General features: G+C 62.2%; 20 protein-coding genes. 10 read left to right on the top strand and 10 right to left on the bottom strand.

Features of this window, described 5'->3' with window-relative positions; genetic code table 11:
- Positions 1 to 107: 107 nt before the first annotated feature.
- The 6 genes from D5400_RS16005 to dsbD all read right to left on the bottom strand — a co-directional run bounded on the left by D5400_RS16005 (position 108) and on the right by dsbD (position 4,949).
- Complete coding sequence (locus tag D5400_RS16005; protein ID WP_126010916.1) at positions 108 to 623, bottom strand: DUF2243 domain-containing protein; 516 nt, start codon at positions 621 to 623, stop codon at positions 108 to 110.
- Positions 595 to 1,083 carry a DUF2892 domain-containing protein gene (locus D5400_RS16000; RefSeq protein ID WP_126010915.1) on the bottom strand — a complete coding sequence of 163 codons (489 nt, stop codon included), beginning with the start codon at positions 1,081 to 1,083 and terminating at the stop codon, positions 595 to 597. The genes D5400_RS16005 and D5400_RS16000 overlap by 29 nt, the downstream gene beginning before the upstream one ends.
- Positions 1,084 to 1,219: 136 nt before the next feature.
- Entirely contained in the window at positions 1,220 to 1,606 is a 387-nt protein-coding gene (locus tag D5400_RS15995; RefSeq protein WP_126010914.1) for a DUF302 domain-containing protein, read from the bottom strand.
- 96 nt (positions 1,607 to 1,702) lie between these two features.
- The gene (locus tag D5400_RS15990) at positions 1,703 to 2,308 is read right to left on the bottom strand and encodes a DsbA family protein (protein WP_126010913.1); all 606 of its coding nucleotides are present in this window, start codon (positions 2,306 to 2,308) and stop codon (positions 1,703 to 1,705) included.
- Positions 2,309 to 3,127, bottom strand: coding sequence for a TlpA family protein disulfide reductase (locus D5400_RS15985; RefSeq protein ID WP_126010912.1), 819 nt, complete (start codon positions 3,125 to 3,127; stop codon positions 2,309 to 2,311).
- A gap of 1 nt (position 3,128) precedes the next feature.
- Positions 3,129 to 4,949, bottom strand: a complete 1,821-nt coding sequence (gene dsbD / locus D5400_RS15980) for a protein-disulfide reductase DsbD (protein WP_126010911.1) — start codon at positions 4,947 to 4,949, stop codon at positions 3,129 to 3,131.
- 125 nt (positions 4,950 to 5,074) lie between these two features.
- Here dsbD and D5400_RS15975 point away from each other — a divergent pair, with 125 nt between their 5' ends.
- The 10 genes from D5400_RS15975 to D5400_RS15930 all read left to right on the top strand — a co-directional run bounded on the left by D5400_RS15975 (position 5,075) and on the right by D5400_RS15930 (position 12,875).
- Positions 5,075 to 5,836, top strand: coding sequence for a L,D-transpeptidase (locus tag D5400_RS15975; RefSeq protein WP_126010910.1), 762 nt, complete (start codon positions 5,075 to 5,077; stop codon positions 5,834 to 5,836).
- A gap of 47 nt (positions 5,837 to 5,883) precedes the next feature.
- Positions 5,884 to 6,549, top strand: a complete 666-nt coding sequence (locus D5400_RS15970; protein ID WP_126010909.1) for a response regulator — start codon at positions 5,884 to 5,886, stop codon at positions 6,547 to 6,549.
- The gene (locus D5400_RS15965) at positions 6,546 to 7,889 is read left to right on the top strand and encodes an ATP-binding protein (RefSeq protein WP_126010908.1); all 1,344 of its coding nucleotides are present in this window, start codon (positions 6,546 to 6,548) and stop codon (positions 7,887 to 7,889) included. Before D5400_RS15970 ends, D5400_RS15965 begins: the two co-directional genes overlap by 4 nt.
- The gene (locus D5400_RS15960) at positions 7,886 to 8,488 is read left to right on the top strand and encodes a DsbA family protein (protein WP_126010907.1); all 603 of its coding nucleotides are present in this window, start codon (positions 7,886 to 7,888) and stop codon (positions 8,486 to 8,488) included. Before D5400_RS15965 ends, D5400_RS15960 begins: the two co-directional genes overlap by 4 nt.
- 106 nt (positions 8,489 to 8,594) lie before the next feature.
- Positions 8,595 to 9,017, top strand: coding sequence for a protein tyrosine phosphatase family protein (locus D5400_RS15955; protein WP_126010906.1), 423 nt, complete (start codon positions 8,595 to 8,597; stop codon positions 9,015 to 9,017).
- A gap of 31 nt (positions 9,018 to 9,048) precedes the next feature.
- Positions 9,049 to 9,939: an MBL fold metallo-hydrolase gene (locus tag D5400_RS15950; RefSeq protein ID WP_126010905.1), complete on the top strand. Its 891-nt coding sequence runs from the start codon at positions 9,049 to 9,051 to the stop codon at positions 9,937 to 9,939.
- Positions 9,936 to 10,280: an ArsR/SmtB family transcription factor gene (locus tag D5400_RS15945; RefSeq protein ID WP_126010904.1), complete on the top strand. Its 345-nt coding sequence runs from the start codon at positions 9,936 to 9,938 to the stop codon at positions 10,278 to 10,280. Before D5400_RS15950 ends, D5400_RS15945 begins: the two co-directional genes overlap by 4 nt.
- Positions 10,277 to 10,705: a YeeE/YedE family protein gene (locus D5400_RS15940; protein ID WP_126010903.1), complete on the top strand. Its 429-nt coding sequence runs from the start codon at positions 10,277 to 10,279 to the stop codon at positions 10,703 to 10,705. The genes D5400_RS15945 and D5400_RS15940 overlap by 4 nt, the downstream gene beginning before the upstream one ends.
- Before the next feature lie 4 nt (positions 10,706 to 10,709).
- On the top strand, positions 10,710 to 11,141 hold the full coding sequence (locus tag D5400_RS15935; RefSeq protein ID WP_126010902.1) for a YeeE/YedE family protein: 432 nt from the start codon (positions 10,710 to 10,712) through the stop codon (positions 11,139 to 11,141).
- A gap of 18 nt (positions 11,142 to 11,159) precedes the next feature.
- On the top strand, positions 11,160 to 12,875 hold the full coding sequence (locus tag D5400_RS15930) for a SulP family inorganic anion transporter (protein ID WP_126010901.1): 1,716 nt from the start codon (positions 11,160 to 11,162) through the stop codon (positions 12,873 to 12,875).
- A 68-nt stretch (positions 12,876 to 12,943) separates the two neighbouring features.
- Here the strand turns inward: D5400_RS15930 and D5400_RS15925 are convergent, their stop codons facing one another.
- The 4 genes from D5400_RS15925 to D5400_RS15910 all read right to left on the bottom strand — a co-directional run bounded on the left by D5400_RS15925 (position 12,944) and on the right by D5400_RS15910 (position 15,647).
- Positions 12,944 to 13,450, bottom strand: coding sequence for a 3TM-type holin (locus D5400_RS15925; RefSeq protein WP_126010900.1), 507 nt, complete (start codon positions 13,448 to 13,450; stop codon positions 12,944 to 12,946).
- The gene (locus tag D5400_RS15920; protein WP_126010899.1) at positions 13,443 to 14,177 is read right to left on the bottom strand and encodes a glycoside hydrolase family 108 protein; all 735 of its coding nucleotides are present in this window, start codon (positions 14,175 to 14,177) and stop codon (positions 13,443 to 13,445) included. Before D5400_RS15920 ends, D5400_RS15925 begins: the two co-directional genes overlap by 8 nt.
- A gap of 85 nt (positions 14,178 to 14,262) precedes the next feature.
- On the bottom strand, positions 14,263 to 14,550 hold the full coding sequence (locus D5400_RS15915; RefSeq protein ID WP_062563562.1) for a DUF6127 family protein: 288 nt from the start codon (positions 14,548 to 14,550) through the stop codon (positions 14,263 to 14,265).
- Positions 14,551 to 14,570: 20 nt separating this feature from the next.
- Positions 14,571 to 15,647 carry a DUF2793 domain-containing protein gene (locus D5400_RS15910; RefSeq protein ID WP_126010898.1) on the bottom strand — a complete coding sequence of 359 codons (1,077 nt, stop codon included), beginning with the start codon at positions 15,645 to 15,647 and terminating at the stop codon, positions 14,571 to 14,573.
- Between the last annotated feature and the right edge of the window lie 10 nt (positions 15,648 to 15,657).

Genomic DNA, 15,657 nt, shown 5'->3' with positions numbered 1-15,657 from the left:
CCGGAAGGAGATCGGCTTGTTAACGAAAATTGGGGGAGCGGTTGTAAGGCATGGCGGAGGGAGTGGGTCTGACATCCAACCTTCTCTAGGCTGCGCGCCCGTAACCTTCAGCGCGCAGGGCGCGCGCGACTTTCGGGCGAGTCCCTCTTGCCAGATCTGTAAAACATCCAGCCGCCAACCAGCATTAGCGCCCCCCAGACCAGAAATCCGATGTCCCAGTAAATCCACTGCTCGCGCGGAACAGTCTCGTTGACGTGATGCAGCCCGAGCAGATGATGGTCGACGATGCCTTCGACTAGATTGAAGATGCCGAAACCCATTAGGATCGTCCCGAGCAGGAGCTTTCCCGACCACCACAGATGCGTCCGGTGGGCTGTTCGCCACAGCATGACAAGCCCAAGAACGACGAAGACGTAGGTGCTGGCGTGGAAGACCCCGTCCAGCAGCGTATTCAGTTCAAGATTCTCGACGCTGTTGGCGGGATAGCCCGCACTCGTCACCATGTGGTGCCACTGGAGCAATTGATGAAGGACAATCCCGTCGAAGAAGCCGCCGAGACCTAAGCCGAACAGAATCCCGGCCGAAACCGGGAACTCACGCTCTGCTGATCTGATGTCTGCCAACCGCGTTTTCCTCTCCTATCCCCACCGCTCGTGTCGCCGCCGCCCCTCTGTCGTCTTCCCCCTCAACGCGTTTGAAATCGCCGCGTAGGGCTTTCAAAGCGTAGCGTTCCTGATTGATCTCCTTCGCGGTTCGAAAGCCCATACGCCGCAACATCGGAAGTGGCGGACACCAGCCCTGTACGGCGTGTTGAAACAGGAAGGCCGTTACCAAGATGGGCAGTGCAAGCCAACGACGATCCACCGTGGCCCCGAGGGCCGCTCCGGCAAAAGCGAGCGCCGAGGCGTTTGCCTCAAGCGCTCTTTCAATATCCCATTCGCGATCAAGTTCCTGCAAGCGGTGATCGATCTCGGCGAGATGACCGGCATAATAGTCAATCCTGTCCTCAGTTTCCCGCTGTATACGACGGTTGACGTCGTCGGATGTGTGAGCCGTAACTCGCTCTGCGGCTGATGGGATCATGATTGATCATCTCAAGAGTAGAGTACTTCTACCAATCCAACCATCGTGCCTCAACGAAGTTCCGTTCGAATACGCGATGAGAACAATCCTGAGCTACTGTGTCCTCGCCAGGGATTATTGTGCTGCTCTTGAACATTCAGATGCTCTGGACGGCTCTGCCCAGCAGCTCCCGTACCTGCCCAGCAACCTTTTTCAGATCGTTGTTTTCGATCGCCATCATAGAAGCCACGGGATCAATCGCGCTGACCTCCACTCCACCTTTTACCTCTCGAACGATGACATTGCAGGGCAGCATCGCGCCGACACGAGGTTCCATTCCGATCGCCTGATGCGCCATCCTTGGATTACAGGCACCGAGGATCAGGTATGAATCCATCTGCACATCCAGCTTCTTTTTCATGGTCGCTTTGGCGTCGATTTCGGTCAACACGCCGAACCCCTGGTCAGCAAGAGCTTGCCGTGTTCTCTCGACAACATCTTCAAAGCGTGCTCCGTCGATCTTTCGGTCAATCGTGTAGCTCACTGAAGGCCTCCAGTTGTGAGCGGGAGCGCGCATCCGCTTCCTGCTTCCGGCAGAACGGATCGTTCTTCCTTATGTTCCCAGCGAAGCTCCACCAACTCAACCTTCTCGCGCAGCAGCAATCGCGTCGCGCAGCGCTTGCTTGTCCATCGCACCATGGTGGATCCGTGTGTTGACGAGGAAAGCGGGAGTGCCGCCGAACCCGAATGCGTTCGCCTGATTCATGTTGCGGGCGAGAATGCCGTCGATGCGGTCCTGATCTTTTCTAAAAGCGGCGAGAAGGCTCTGCGGATCCAGCCCCGCCTTCTCCAAGACGGCGTCGACATCTTCTTCGCCAAGGCGGCCCTTGGTTGCCATCAAAGCATGAAGCGCCTTTTCGTAGTCCTTGCCGGCGGCGAGCACGAGGCTGGAGGCATGAACCGACGCGGCGCCGAAAATCGGCCAGTCCTTCATCACCAGGCGGACGTTCCCATCCTCTCGCACGACGTTCACGAGGTCCTGGTGGCCGCGCTTGCAGAACGGGCACTGATAGTCGAAATACTCAGCGATCGTCACGTCGCCGCCAGGATTCCCCAATACCGGGATTTGCGGATCGAACAGGACCTCCTCGACGGTCAGTTCAACCTGGGCAAGGACAGGCGATGGCAGCGCCGCGGCAGCTAATCCAGCGGCGGTTGCCTTCAACAGGTATCTTCTGGTCAACATTCAATTGTCTCCTTTTTCATCGACGTCGGATCGCAGCTCCCCAAGCCGAGACTGCAAAGTCTCGCGCGAGATTTCACCGAGGTGCGCGTGTTTGAGGACGCCGTGCTTGTCTATGAAGAGAGTCGCCGGCAAGCCCGGCGCGCCGTAGTGGCGACCAAGATCGCCGAACCGATCGAGAAGCACGGTGTCCAGCGCTATTCCTTCTTCGGCGAGATAGCGCTCGATCATCTCGCGGCTTTCGCCCTGGTTGGCGAAGATGAACTGGATGCCCTCGGCAGATGCCGCTGTCTTGGCCATCATCGGCATCTCGCGCCGGCAGGGCGGACACCAGGAAGCCCACAGATTGATGACCTTGGGCGTGCCGCCCGCGGCTAGCGCCTGTTCTTCTCCCGCCAGCGATTCGAAACTCGAGGCTGGAAGTGCAATTGCCGAGGTACCGCTGGCGAGCTGCCAGGCAGTGTTCCACACCACCAGCGCCAGTGCCAGGGGAAGCAGCGCCCACAGGCGCAGCCGCGCCGTTCGCAATGCCAGCAAGATGCTGAGCAGCGCGGCCGCAAGCCCGGCAGGCCAGTAGAAGCCCCCGTCCCAGAAAGCCAGGATGCGCAGCGGTTCTTCCGCGAAGTTGCGCCAGTGAAGCAGCACATGCCCTGCTCGCGCCGCCGCACCGCCACCGATGAGTACCCACGACGACCATGCATGGAACCTGCTGTCGATCCGGCGCGTCAGCATTCCCGTGACCAGGATGAAGGCGAAGATGCCAAGGATCGCGGAATAATGATCAACCGCAAGAACCAGCGGTCCGAGCGTCACGGCGTTCATGTCACAGGTCCCGCAGCTGGCCCGCCGACCGCGTGAGGGATTCAATGTTCACATCACCGACCAGCCGCGTTCCGGAGACCTCGCGCGAGTCCTTGAAGAACAGCATGGTCGGCGGGCCGGCTACACGCAGCTGTTTCATCAGTTCGGCGTTGGCTTTGTTGAAAACGGTGACGTCGGCCTTGATCAGCTGGAATTCGGACAGGGCCTGTCGCACGCTCTCATCGGAGAAGACCCCTCGCTCGATCGTGCGGCATGTCACGCACCAGTCGGCGGTGAAATAGACGAGGGTTGGCTGACCGGCCGCGGATGCGATCTTTGTCTGCAGGCTAGGTGCCGAGGCGACGGGCGTGAACTCGAGTTCCGCCACAGCGGGGCCGCCCGTCTCGCGACCGGCGAATACCGCGAGCGGCCTAAGCGGATCCGTGCCGCCGGCGGCGGCCCCGATCATCAGGATAGTGCCGTAGATATACGCGATACCGCCCACCGTTCGGCCTACAGCAAGCGCGAAGCCCCCGGATAGAGTGGCCGAAAACACGACGCTCGCAACGCCGACAAGCAGCATCGCCCAGAGCGCCAGGTCAGCTCCGGGTGGCAGCAGGGGCGTGGCGATCCAGATGGAAGTCGCCAGGAAGAGGAAGCCGAAGACGCGCTTGATGCTCTCCATCCAGGCGCCGGCACGCGGCAGCGCACTACCGCCCAGCGTGCCAAGAGCAATCAGCGGCAATCCCTTGCCCATGCCGAGTGCAAACAGAGCGCCGGTCCCGAGGACGATGTCGCCAGTCTGTGCGATGTAGAGCAATGCGCCCGCTAGCGGGGCGGTGACGCAAGGCCCCACGATCAGCACCGACGAGAAGCCGAGAGCGGCGGTAGAACCCGTCGAGCCGCCCAAGCGGCCTGTCCGTCTGGCAACCCAGCTCGTCCATGCGGTGGGCAGTTGCAGCTCGAACAGCCCAAACATGGACAGCGCCAACGCCACGAAGACCGTCGCAATCGCCCCGCTTGTCCAGGACGACTGCAGGACCAGCTGGAAATTCTGGCCAGACCATCCGGCGATCGCGCCGAGCAACGCAAAGGCTGAGGCGAGGCCAAGGACATAGGTCGCCGACAGGTGGAATCCTCTGCCGGGCGTGAGGCGATCGCCCTCGCGCGTCAAGGCGCCGGCCAGGATCGGGTACATCGGGAACACGCACGGGGTGAAGGCGAGCAGCATCCCGAATAACGCGAACATGACGAGTACGAGGGGCGCGCCGCCCTTATCAAGGAATGATTGGACGAGGCTCTGATCGGCTGCAACCATCAAGCCTGTCGAGCCGCGCGTCTCCTGCGGTCCACTGTCGTCGGGTGACAGGGGGACGTTCTCCGTCGACCACGCAACGCTCACCCCTTCGGCAGGAGCCGAGCCGGAGATGGCGAGACTGACAGGATCAATTTTCCGCGTCTCCGGAGCGTAGCAGATGCCGCTCTCCTGGCAGCCTTGGTAGGTGATCTCAACCGGGTCTGCGCCAGGTTGGCGAACCACCGCCTGCGCCCTGTCGTAGTAGATCTCTGAACGCCCGAAATTCGGGTCGTCCTTGGCGACTCCTGGAACCGTTTCGATGATCATGTCCGCGCCGTCCTGCGCGCGGGCCGCAATTCGGTCGCGATAGAGGTAGTAGCCGTCCGCGATCGCCCATTCCACCGTAAGTGATCCGCCCGGACCCGGCGAAACCGTCATGGCAAATGCCTCATCGACCGGCAGCGGATTAGCCGGCGACGCGGCTCCAGCCGGCAAGACCGCCTGCACCGCGAGCATGCCAAAGATCGCAAAGACCGTTTTCTTCATTACGTTCAAACCTTCGTCCGCCCGCGCATTGAACCTGTCGTGCCGCCGGGTGCGGCACTGAGCTTAAGGCAGCCTTAAGGTACGAAGGGTTGGTCGCGGCCGTTCAACCAGCAGAAGGCACTGACATGGCGCGCGAATCCGACATCAATCCCGCAAGTGAGCATCCAGAAGGAAGTAAACTGTGCTGCGAGCTTCCAAGGCGCGCGTTCGTCTTGGGGATCGGCGCACTTGCTCTATCGGGGTGCGTGTCGACGGCTCAGCAGCCCTCTGTCGCGGTCGCCGAACCGCCACCACCTGCGCCCAAGCCGATCGTGCCGCCGATGTACTACGCGATGCCGCATGAGCAGTTTCCAGTCCCGGAGGTCGACATCGCCCAGCTCGACCAACGGTTTTGGCGCACTGAAGTCGGTTATCAAACGGACGAGAAACCGGGGACCCTCATCGTCGATACGCCCGGCAAGTATCTCTACCACGTGAAGCCACAAGGACGAGCAACGCGTTACGGCATCGGCGTGGGCAGGGACGGCTTCGCGTGGGCGGGCCGGGCGATCGTCGCCTACAAGCGCAAATGGCCGCGCTGGACACCGCCAAACTCCATGGTGGCGCGGCAGCCCGAACTGGAGCCCTATAGTATTGCCAATGGCGGGATGGATCCAGGTCTCAACAATCCGCTCGGCGCCCGGGCGCTCTATATCCACGAGAACGGCAAAGACACGCTTTACCGCCTGCATGGCACGCCGGAGGCACACAGCATTGGCAAGGCTGTTTCATCAGGATGCATCCGCCTTATCAACCAGGATGTCATTCATCTCCATGACGAGGTCCGCGACGGCAGCAGGATCGTCGTCATTCCCGACCCGACGATGGAACATCTGCTTGTCGGATGAGATGAATACTATTTGATGCTGAGGGACCACTCCATGGAAGATGATAAATGCGCATCCTGGTAGTTGAGGACGACCCTGTGCTGCTTGACGGCCTATCGGCAGGGCTCGGCCTCGCGGGCTTCACCGTGGACGCAGTTGCGACCTGCGAAGATGCGTATGCCGCCTTGAAGGCCCAGAGTTACGGTACCGTCGTGCTCGATTTGATGTTGCCCGACGGTTCGGGGCTCGATGTCCTCAGCTTTCTAAGACAGCGCAAGAATGCCACGCCGGTGGTTCTGTTGACCGCCCGTGACCAGGTGCAAGACCGTATTGCAGGTCTTGACGCTGGTGCGGACGATTATGTCGGCAAACCTTTCGATCTCGACGAACTGGCCGCCCGGGTGCGCGCTGCAGCGCGCCGCGGGGCTGGCCATGCGTCAGGCATTCTGGAGTGGTGCGGGGTCGCGCTAGACCCCGCACGCCAGACTGCCAGCTTCGAGGGAAAACCACTCTCCTTGACCCGACGTGAGTTCGGCGTACTTCGAGCGCTCATGGAGCGGCCGGGAGCGACCGTTCCAAAGGCAATGCTCGAGGACAGTTTGTACGGCTGGCAGGAAGAGGTCGAAAGCAATGCCGTCGAGGTTCATGTTCACAATCTCCGCTCCAAGCTCGGAGCCGGCTTCATCAAAACCGTTCGTGGGCTGGGTTACAGGCTGGCGGAGGAAGGATCGTGAGGTCGATCCGGACGAGACTTCTCACCATCCTGATCGCGTCAACCGGACTGGTGTGGCTGCTCGCCGTTATGTGGATCTATGTCAGCACACAAGCTGAGGTGGAGCGGGTGCTCGATGCGCGTCTTACGGAAGCCGCCCGCATGGTCAACTCGCTGCTCGCCGAGCAACGGATCGAACTGGCGCTTGCCGATGACAGGGAAAGCCGACCCACCGAGTTCCAGCTTCAAGACCCCTCCTATGAGCGGCAGCTCTCATGCCAAATATGGTCTCTGGATGGAACTTTGGTGGGGCGATCGGAGCACGCGCCGGAGGATCGCCTCACGGACGCCGGCAGCGGCTTCTCTGAGAGCGTAGTCGATGGCGAGACCTGGCGCGTATATGCGATCGAGAACCCCGATCTCGGCGTTCGGGTGATGGTCGGTGACAGCCTGCATGTGCGTGACCGCCTTGTGGGCGATGTCGTCAAGGGGCTGGCCATTCCAGCGGCGCTGATCCTGCCGTTCCTGGCGGGGGTCATCTGGATAAGCGTTCGCCGGGGCATGTCACCGCTCAACCAGATGGCGGATTCCTTATCTTCCCGGGCAGCCAGTGACCTGCGCCCGCTCCCCGATGACAACCTGTCCAAGGAGATCGCTCCTGCCATTCATGCGCTCAACGGACTGTTCAGACGGGTGGAAGAGGCGCGAGAGCGCGAGAAGATCTTTACCGCCTTTGCAGCCCATGAGCTGAAGACGCCGCTTGCGGGACTGAAGACGCAGGCTCAAGTGGCGCTCGCCAGCCAAAACGGAGAGGTCCATGAAAATGCACTGCGCCAGATCGCCGCTGGCGTGGACCGAACTTCGAGACTTGTCCGCCAACTGCTCGACCTCGCGGCAGTCGAAGGGACGGACCGAGCCCCTCATCCGGCGGAGGGGGTGCCGTCGGACGTTGTGCGGCGAATTTTGGCGGATATGCCCGCGGCCGGGGAGCGTGTAGGCGTTGAAGCAGACGACAAGGCAGTCGCGCGCTTTGATCCTGTGTTGCTTGAACTGGCTCTGCGCAACCTTATCGAGAACGCTCTTTGTCATTCGGAGGGCAAGGTTGTGGTCCGGGTGAGAAACGCCAGGCACAACCTGGAAGTGGTCGTCGAGGATGAGGGGTTTGGAATAGCCACCGATGATCTCCCTCGCGTTTTCGAACGCTTCTTCCGCGGCCGCACACAGTCGCAGACCGGAAGCGGCCTTGGTCTCGCGATCGCGCAGGAGGCGATCGTCAGAATGGGCGGCACCCTCACGCTAAGAAACCGCAATCCGCATGGACTGGCCGCCACCATCTCAATGCCGGCGCAGACGGCCAAATGATTTCCCGGAGAGAAGTCCTGCTTGCCGTCGGCGCGACCCTGTCACCCGTCACGGTTCGGGCGCGACAGGCGCCCTCACTATCCGAAGTCCTGTTCGATCCGGCGCTTCCGGTTCTCGGCAATGCGCAAGGCGACGTCACGATTGCAGAGTTCTTCGACTATGCCTGCCCGTACTGCAAGGTCCTTCACCCGCACCTAAAGCAGATCCTGGAGGAGGACGGAGGTATCCGGCTTGTGATGAAGGACTGGCCGATCAATGGCGACCTGGTCAGCTATGCATCGCGAATGGTGCTGGCAGCCGACCGGCTTGGCCATTACGCAGCGGCGCACGCGGCCGTCATGGAGCTGACCGCGCCCTTGTCACACGGACGCATTGACAACGCGATGCGCGACAGGGGCGTCGACGTGGCTGAGGTTCGAGATGCGCTGGACGTCCATCTGGAAGCGATCGATGCGCTGCTGCTTCGCAATCAGAGCCAGGCGCGAGCTCTTTCCTTGCCTGGGACGCCTGCGTTCGTGATCGGTACAAGCCTGCATCGTGGCGCGTTGGAGCCTGACCAGATCCGTGAGGCGGTCGCCCACGCGCGCAAGCGGGGTTAGCTGGTCGCTGCATCCTTGCAGATTGTCTATTGCATTTTTGCGCAAGCGACATACATGGGCGTCATCCGGTCTGAACTTCCTCCATCGGGCCACAAGGAGTCGACGCATGAAACAGATTTCCGACAAGCTTTTTGTCAGGCCGCAACTCACGGCCGACGACATTCGCCAAGCCAGAGTGCAAGGTTTCGCGGCGATCATCAACAACCGCCCTGACGGCGAGGAGCCAGGCCAGCCCACGGCCGCGGAGAACCGCTCGGTCGCGGAAGGCGAGCAGCTTGCTTACGCGCACATACCCGTGACCGCAGCACAGGTTAGCGAGGGCCAGGTTCGGGCGTTCCAGAAGGCTCTCTCGGAAGCGGGCGGTCCGGTGCTGGCACACTGCAAGACCGGGACGCGCTCCGCCACTCTCTATGCCATTGGCGAGGTGCTGGACGGACGCATGGAGAAGGATGAAGTGATCCCGTTGGGCCAGTCCGTCGGTCTCGATCTCTCCGGCGCCGTCAAATGGCTCGATGCACACGGCCGCTAGCCGACAAACCTATTCTTCCAGGAGTTATGCAATGAACGCGACCAAGCCACTCGTGAAGGGGTTTTTCGACGAGCGTACCTTCTCCGTCCAGTATGTCGTCGCCGACCCGGAGACCCGGAAGTGCGCGATCGTCGATCCGGTCCTGGACTTCGACGAGAAGTCGGGGGCTACCGCAACGCGCAACGCAGACGCGTTATTGGCATACGTGAACGAGCAGGGATTCGAGGTCGAGTGGATCCTCGATACGCATCCGCATGCCGACCACTTCTCGGCGGCGCAATACCTCAAGAAAAAGACCGGCGCGCCAACGGCGATCGGCGAGAAGGTGATCGAGGTGCAGAAGCTGTGGAAGGGCATCTACAACTGGCCTGACTTTCCGGCCGACGGCTCTCAATGGGACAAGCTTTTTGCCGAAGGCGAGACCTTCCAGGTGGGAAACATCCCAGCCCGGGTCCTGTTCTCGCCCGGACACACGCTGGCATCCATCACTTATGTAATCGGCGACGCCGCCTTCGTTCACGACACGCTCTTCATGCCGGATTCGGGAACCGCAAGGGCCGACTTTCCCGGCGGCAGCGCGTCGCGGCTCTACAGGTCGATTCAGGAGATACTGTCGCTGCCCGACGAGACTCGCATCTTCACTGGCCACGACTATCAGCCCGACGGCCGAAAGCCGCTCTGGGAGTCCACGGTGGCCGAGCAGAAGGCAAAGAACACGCACATGTCGACGTGCAGGACGGAAGCAGAGTTCGTGAAGGTGCGTGAGGCACGGGACAAGACCTTGTCGATGCCGAAGCTGATCCTTCACGCGCTGCAGGTGAACATGAACGGAGGGCGGCTGCCAGAGCCGGAGGCGAACGGAAAGCGTTATCTGACGTTCCCGCTCGACGCGCTTGAGGGCGCCGCATGGGACGACCAATGAAGCTCGACCTGGCCCCCAAGACCGCCGATCTCGTTGCAAGTGCCGGTGAGGCGGCTGACTTCCTGAAGAAGTTCGCGCACCCATCGCGGCTGATGATCGTCTGCGCGCTCGTCGATGGCGAGCGATCCGTTCGCGATCTCGAACACACGCTTGGCATCAGGCAGCCCGGGCTCTCCCAGCAAATCGCTGAACTGCGGGAAGCGGGCCTCATCGTCGGCCGCAAGGAATCGAAGAACATGTTTTACCGGCTCGCGGACGGGAGGGTCACCGAGTTCATCGGCCTGATGTACCGGATGTTCTGCGAGCTTCCGGAGAAAGCTCAGCAAGGAAACGATCAATGACCGAGTTCACACCAATCGCCTCCCTGATGGGAGGCATGATGATCGGCCTCTCCGCGACCCTTCTCATGCTATGGGAAGGGCGCGTAGCGGGGATCTCCGGCATCGCCGGCAGGCTGTTGCCTCCATACCGCGACGGCGCGTTCCTTTCACGGTTCGGCTTCGTCGTCGGCCTCATCGCCGCGCCGGTCGCCATTGCCGTGGCGACGGGCGAAGCCGTCCAGCAGACCGTCTCCTCAAACGTTCCGCTGATGATTGCCGCAGGGCTCCTCGTCGGGTTCGGCTCGGTCTGGGGCAATGGCTGCACCTCCGGGCACGGCGTCTGCGGCCTGTCGCGGCTTTCTGCCCGCTCCATCGTCGCCACCTGCGTCTTCATGGCGACCGCTTTCGCGACCGTCTTCCTCGTCCGTCACATGATCGGAAGCTGATCAGATGTCCTTCCTCGTCAATCTCGCCCTCGGCCTTCTCTTCGGCATCGGCCTCGTTGTCTCGGGCATGGCGGACCCAGCCAAGGTGCTCAACTTCCTCGACCTGTTCGGCACCTGGGATCCGTCGCTCGCCTTCGTCATGGGAGGCGCGGTAATCGTCGCCTTCATCGGCTATCGACTGGTGCTGACACGCGAGAGGCCCGTAATCGGCAACACCTTCCACCTGCCGACCAGAAACGACATCGACGCTCGGGTGATCGCCGGCCCGGCGATCTTCGGCATCGGCTGGGGCCTCGGTGGCTTCTGTCCGGGTCCCGCGCTCACCGCGCTCGGGCTTGGCGGGACCGGAACCCTCGCCTTCGTCCCGGCGATGATCGTCGGCATGTGGGCGGCGCGTCTGCTTGCTGACAATTGGATGCAGGCCCGCACAGCCTGAGATCTCAGAGGCTACACGATGACCAGGCTGTCACGCCATTTGCCGATCCTCGAATGGGGTCGGCAGTATAGAAGCTCCACCTTCACCAACGACCTCGTTGCGGCAGTTATCGTCACGATCATGCTGATCCCGCAGTCGCTAGCCTATGCGATGCTGGCTGGTCTGCCACCGGAGGTGGGACTATACGCGTCGATCCTGCCGCTCGTTGCCTACGCGATCTTCGGCACCAGCAGGACACTCGCGGTGGGACCGGTTGCGGTCGTCTCCCTGATGACGGCGACTGCCATCGGAGAGATCGCGGCGCAGGGTAGCGAATCCTACCTGGTCGCCGCGACGCTGCTCGCGTTGATCTCGGGCGTTATGCTCGTGGCGATGGGCCTTTTCAGGCTCGGGTTCGTGGCGAATTTCCTAAGCCATCCCGTGATCTCCGGCTTTATCACAGCTTCGGGGCTTCTGATCGCTGCCGGACAGGTGAGGCACCTGCTCGGCGTTCCGTCCAGCGGCCATACCCTGCCCGAGATCGTGACAAGCCTGGTAGAGAACCTTCCATCCACCAACTTCCCCACACTGGTAATCGGGGTCGGCGTGCTCGCCTTCCTCTACTTTGTTCGACTTAAGCTGAAGTCGGTGCTTGTGGCTCTCGGGATAAAGCCTCGGCTTTCCGACATAGCCACGAAAGCAGGTCCGGTGCTTGCCGTTGCTGTCACGATCCTGGCTGCGGCCGCGCTTAACCTTGGGGAGGAAGGCGTGCCGCTCGTCGGCGCAATCCCGCAAGGGCTCCCGGTCCCGGCACTGCCGATCTTCGACATCGACATGATCAGGGCGCTTGCTGCTCCGGCGCTCCTGATAAGCCTGATAGGATTCGTAGAATCCGTCTCCGTCGCGCAGACCCTTGCCGCCAAGCGGCGCCAGCGCATTATCCCCGACCAGGAACTGATCGGCCTCGGCGCTGCCAACATCGCTTCGGGCATATCGGCAGGCTATCCGGTGACGGGCGGCTTCGCACGGTCTGTCGTCAATTTCGACGCGGGGGCGGAGACGCCTGCTGCAGGGATTTACACGGCCGTCGGCATCGCGCTGGCCACGCTGTTCCTGACTCCTTTGCTGGCCAACCTGCCGCAGGCCACCCTGGCTGCGGCCATCATCGTAGCGGTGCTGTCGCTGGTCGATTTCGCCGCCGTGCGTCGGGTGTGGGCGTATTCGAAGGCCGATTTTTCGGCGATGGCCGCGACCATCCTCGGGACGCTGTTCCTCGGTGTCGAGATCGGTGTCGTCATGGGCGTGCTCCTGTCCCTGCTCTTACATCTTTACCGCACCTCCCGCCCTCACATGGCAGTCGTCGGGCAAGTGCCTGGGACGGAGCATTTCCGGAACGTCGATCGACATCAGGTGATCACCTCGCCGGATATCCTGTCGCTGCGGGTCGACGAGAGTCTCTACTTCGCCAATACCCGCTACCTTGAGGATCGCGTTGCGGAACTGGTCGCCGACAGGCCGGAGCTGAAGCATGTCGTCCTCATGTGCTCTGCCGTGAACGCCATAGACGCCTCCGCGCTCGAGAGCCTGGAGGAGATAAACCACCGCCTGAACGACGCTGGCATCACCTTGCATCTCTCCGAGGTGAAGGGGCCGGTCATGGACCGCCTGAAGCGCTCCCACTTCCTAGACGATCTCACCGGAAGTATCTTTCTCAGCCAGTACGATGCGATTGTCGATCTGAACGCGATGCGTTGAGTGCAATCCCGTAATAGAAGCGGCGACGAATATCCAAGCGGATGCGGAAATCCGGATCGGCTGAGCACTTAGCGGGCTAACACCGACTTAATCGTGTGACCACCGCCGTAAATGGCGAGCCAGAGACCAGCGAAGCCAAGCAAATGCTCCCATGGGATCGGCACGATCGACGCCGCGGCGGTGGCGTTCACAACCGGCAGGATGACGCCGTTCCACGACCAGAGGAACAGCAACATCCACGACATGGCCGGGCGCCATCCCCAGGAGAAGACGCTGCCACGCTGATCCTCTCGGTCCAACATGTGGTCGCGCTGCGAGGTCGCCATAGTGAGATAGGCAACCCACTCGGCGCTTCGTTCACGCTCGATTGCCTGCACTTTGGTGGCGGCTTTGGGATCAGCCTCGATCGCAGCTTTCACTGCTTCCGGTGTGGGCTGAGCACCGAAGGTTTGGGCGAGCGCCTCGACGACCTGTGCGGAAGCTTCTCCAGCGATCCCGCCGACATTGGTGCGCAGGATCGAGCCCAGAATGGGCGCCCCGAGGCTAACAAGAACAGGAGCAAGGGAACTAAGCATTTGCGGCCTCCCGGGCGTAGGCGGTGGCGCGGTGGCTGTTGATCACCGAGCGGATGATAAGGAAGGCGAGCGCCGCGAATGCGACGAAGGCGATACCCGCGAGGATCCAGTCGCCGAGTTGCGCTCCCTGATCGAGGGAGATTGCGCCGCCGCCACCAGCGCCAGCTGCGGCCCCGGTCTGCTTGTGCGCCTTGGAGCGCGCCTTGTCCGCCTCGTCACCCAGTTGCTGCCTGACCAGATCGCTGTTGTCGTTCGCGGCCGTCAGTGCCCAGGCCACGCCCTTGGCTTCGATATCAGCGACGCGACGCGCCCAGCCGCGGCCGAAGGTATTCCAGATATTCAGCGACCGCATGAAGCTGAGCCGCGTGGCGCAGATGCGCTTTACCGTCTCATGGTCCGGCCCGCCGATCGAAGCGAGCAGCCATTTGCGGGCGCGCGAGACGCCGGAGTTCACCGAGGCATCGTAGGTGGCGAGATCGACGCCGCTCGCCAGCGTCGGACCGCCGCTGGGCACCCAATACTGCTCGAAGTAGATCTGCTCGGCTTCGGCAAGCGTGATCTGGCGAACCGGCCGGACCGGCTTGCCTCGCTGGCGCAACCAGGCGTGGTACACGGCTTCGGTCACGCCATACATCGTCTTGCCGCCGGGATCAGCGGGATGGTTGGACCATCCGCCCTCCCACATCTTCGTCACGTCATTGCAGCGCCGGAACTTGGCCGTGCTCATCGCCGGTTCTCCTCTTGATGCTGGATACGAAAAACCCGCCTCGAGGGCGGGTCATTGGGGGTTGATGAATGGGGATGAGGCTCGTCTACGGGCCGCCGCCGAAGATCTTCAGCTTGATGGCGATGCCCGCGAGCAGCGCAAGCATGACGCCGGTGGTGATCATGCGGACGGCGGTCTGCATGGCGGTGCGGCGGACCAGCCGGATGCAGTCCACCAGGGAGCGCAGATCGCGGATGTCGAGCGCGGCCTCGTCGCCGTCGAGCCCGACGTCGGCCAGCGCGCGCTTCGCGCCTTCCTCCGCTGCCCGGGTCAGGATCGCCTCGAACTCGGCGTCGGGCATGCGCACGAAGCCATCGGACCGGGGTGGTGTCATCGGGATCCTCCTTCCGTCGCTCAGCCGATCTTGCAGCCCCAGAAGGACGTGTGGTCGGCGGCGAAGTAGCCGTCCGCGACCCGGAAATACCCCTGCAGCTCGACAGTGTCGCCTGCGGTTAATGTCACCATCGTTTGCAGCCAGAGAGCAGTCGCCTCCGAAACGTGTCCTCCGCTGACCTCGCCGAAGGAGCCTCTGATTTCGGTGGCGCTGTTCAGTACCAGCCGCCCGCGCATTCGCGCCGTGGTGCTGGAATTGACCTTGTAGAGAAGCGTCGCGCCGAAGAGGTAGGTGCCGCCGACTGACGCGACGAAACGATTGTTGCCGGCGTCGAAGGCGCCTTGGTCATTGTAGTCCGTGTTGTTGATGCCGATCTTCGTCCAGGTGTCGACCGCGACGTAGTTGTCGAAGTTCGTGTACGCCTTGAAGCGGGGCAGCCGAGGCTGGTCGACAATGCCGTTCGCGTTATCGACGATGAGCCCGTCAAAGAAACTCGTGCCATCAGCCGAAACCGCGAGCCGGAACTTGTCCGAGCCGAAGAGCCCAAGCAGCGCCTTGGTTACGAAGCCGGTCTGCAGCGTCAGCCCGAGATCGTCGCCAGCCGCCTCCTTGTTCATGGTGTAGAACAGATCACCGGTGCCGCCCTCGGCCACGGTCCTGGCCGTCCAGAGCGCGGCATTCAGCTTGGCCGAGAACGGGTTCGACGCATCCGCCGTGGTGCCGATCCCGAGCAACTCCAAGTTCTGCAGGGCCGTTGGCGTCGTGCTGACCCAATTAGAGCCGTCATAAACGAGCAGCGTGCCTTCATCCTCGATCCAGGACCGCCAGCCGGCCCGCGGCGGCAGGCGGACCCATACTCCGTCGGCCCACAGCGCGACGTTCAGGTCCCAGCCCGCCCAGTCCCCGGTTGCGCCCGAGCCGACGATGTAGCGATCCCCGTCGGCCGGAGAGCCGGGCGGGCTGGTCAGGTCGCGATCCAGAACGGAAAGCTGGACGAGCCCGTCGAGGATCCGCAGCGCCTCGTTATGGCTGACATGCTTCTGGGCCTGCGCCGCCAGGATGTAGGGCAGCAGGAGATTGGTCGTGGCGTCGGACATGGGATGGCCT

This window comes from Georhizobium profundi, from assembly GCF_003952725.1.
GTDB lineage: Bacteria > Pseudomonadota > Alphaproteobacteria > Rhizobiales > Rhizobiaceae > Georhizobium > Georhizobium profundi.
Note: the sequence above shows the minus strand (reverse complement) of the source record. Positions and strands in the feature narration are given on the sequence as shown.

What these genes read in the sequence shown, in the direction of transcription:
- D5400_RS16000 (WP_126010915.1), bottom strand. Translation starts at nt 1,083, where the DNA reads ATGATCCCATCAGCCGCAGAGCGAGTTACGGCTCACACATCCGACGAC.
- D5400_RS15990 (WP_126010913.1), bottom strand. Translation starts at nt 2,308, where the DNA reads ATGTTGACCAGAAGATACCTGTTGAAGGCAACCGCCGCTGGATTAGCT.
- D5400_RS15985 (WP_126010912.1), bottom strand. Translation starts at nt 3,127, where the DNA reads ATGAACGCCGTGACGCTCGGACCGCTGGTTCTTGCGGTTGATCATTAT.
- dsbD (WP_126010911.1), bottom strand. Translation starts at nt 4,949, where the DNA reads ATGAAGAAAACGGTCTTTGCGATCTTTGGCATGCTCGCGGTGCAGGCG.
- D5400_RS15975 (WP_126010910.1), top strand. Translation starts at nt 5,075, where the DNA reads ATGGCGCGCGAATCCGACATCAATCCCGCAAGTGAGCATCCAGAAGGA.
- D5400_RS15970 (WP_126010909.1), top strand. Translation starts at nt 5,884, where the DNA reads ATGCGCATCCTGGTAGTTGAGGACGACCCTGTGCTGCTTGACGGCCTA.
- D5400_RS15960 (WP_126010907.1), top strand. Translation starts at nt 7,886, where the DNA reads ATGATTTCCCGGAGAGAAGTCCTGCTTGCCGTCGGCGCGACCCTGTCA.
- D5400_RS15955 (WP_126010906.1), top strand. Translation starts at nt 8,595, where the DNA reads ATGAAACAGATTTCCGACAAGCTTTTTGTCAGGCCGCAACTCACGGCC.
- D5400_RS15950 (WP_126010905.1), top strand. Translation starts at nt 9,049, where the DNA reads ATGAACGCGACCAAGCCACTCGTGAAGGGGTTTTTCGACGAGCGTACC.
- D5400_RS15945 (WP_126010904.1), top strand. Translation starts at nt 9,936, where the DNA reads ATGAAGCTCGACCTGGCCCCCAAGACCGCCGATCTCGTTGCAAGTGCC.
- D5400_RS15940 (WP_126010903.1), top strand. Translation starts at nt 10,277, where the DNA reads ATGACCGAGTTCACACCAATCGCCTCCCTGATGGGAGGCATGATGATC.
- D5400_RS15935 (WP_126010902.1), top strand. Translation starts at nt 10,710, where the DNA reads ATGTCCTTCCTCGTCAATCTCGCCCTCGGCCTTCTCTTCGGCATCGGC.
- D5400_RS15930 (WP_126010901.1), top strand. Translation starts at nt 11,160, where the DNA reads ATGACCAGGCTGTCACGCCATTTGCCGATCCTCGAATGGGGTCGGCAG.
- D5400_RS15925 (WP_126010900.1), bottom strand. Translation starts at nt 13,450, where the DNA reads ATGCTTAGTTCCCTTGCTCCTGTTCTTGTTAGCCTCGGGGCGCCCATT.
- D5400_RS15920 (WP_126010899.1), bottom strand. Translation starts at nt 14,177, where the DNA reads ATGAGCACGGCCAAGTTCCGGCGCTGCAATGACGTGACGAAGATGTGG.
- D5400_RS15915 (WP_062563562.1), bottom strand. Translation starts at nt 14,550, where the DNA reads ATGACACCACCCCGGTCCGATGGCTTCGTGCGCATGCCCGACGCCGAG.
- D5400_RS15910 (WP_126010898.1), bottom strand. Translation starts at nt 15,647, where the DNA reads ATGTCCGACGCCACGACCAATCTCCTGCTGCCCTACATCCTGGCGGCG.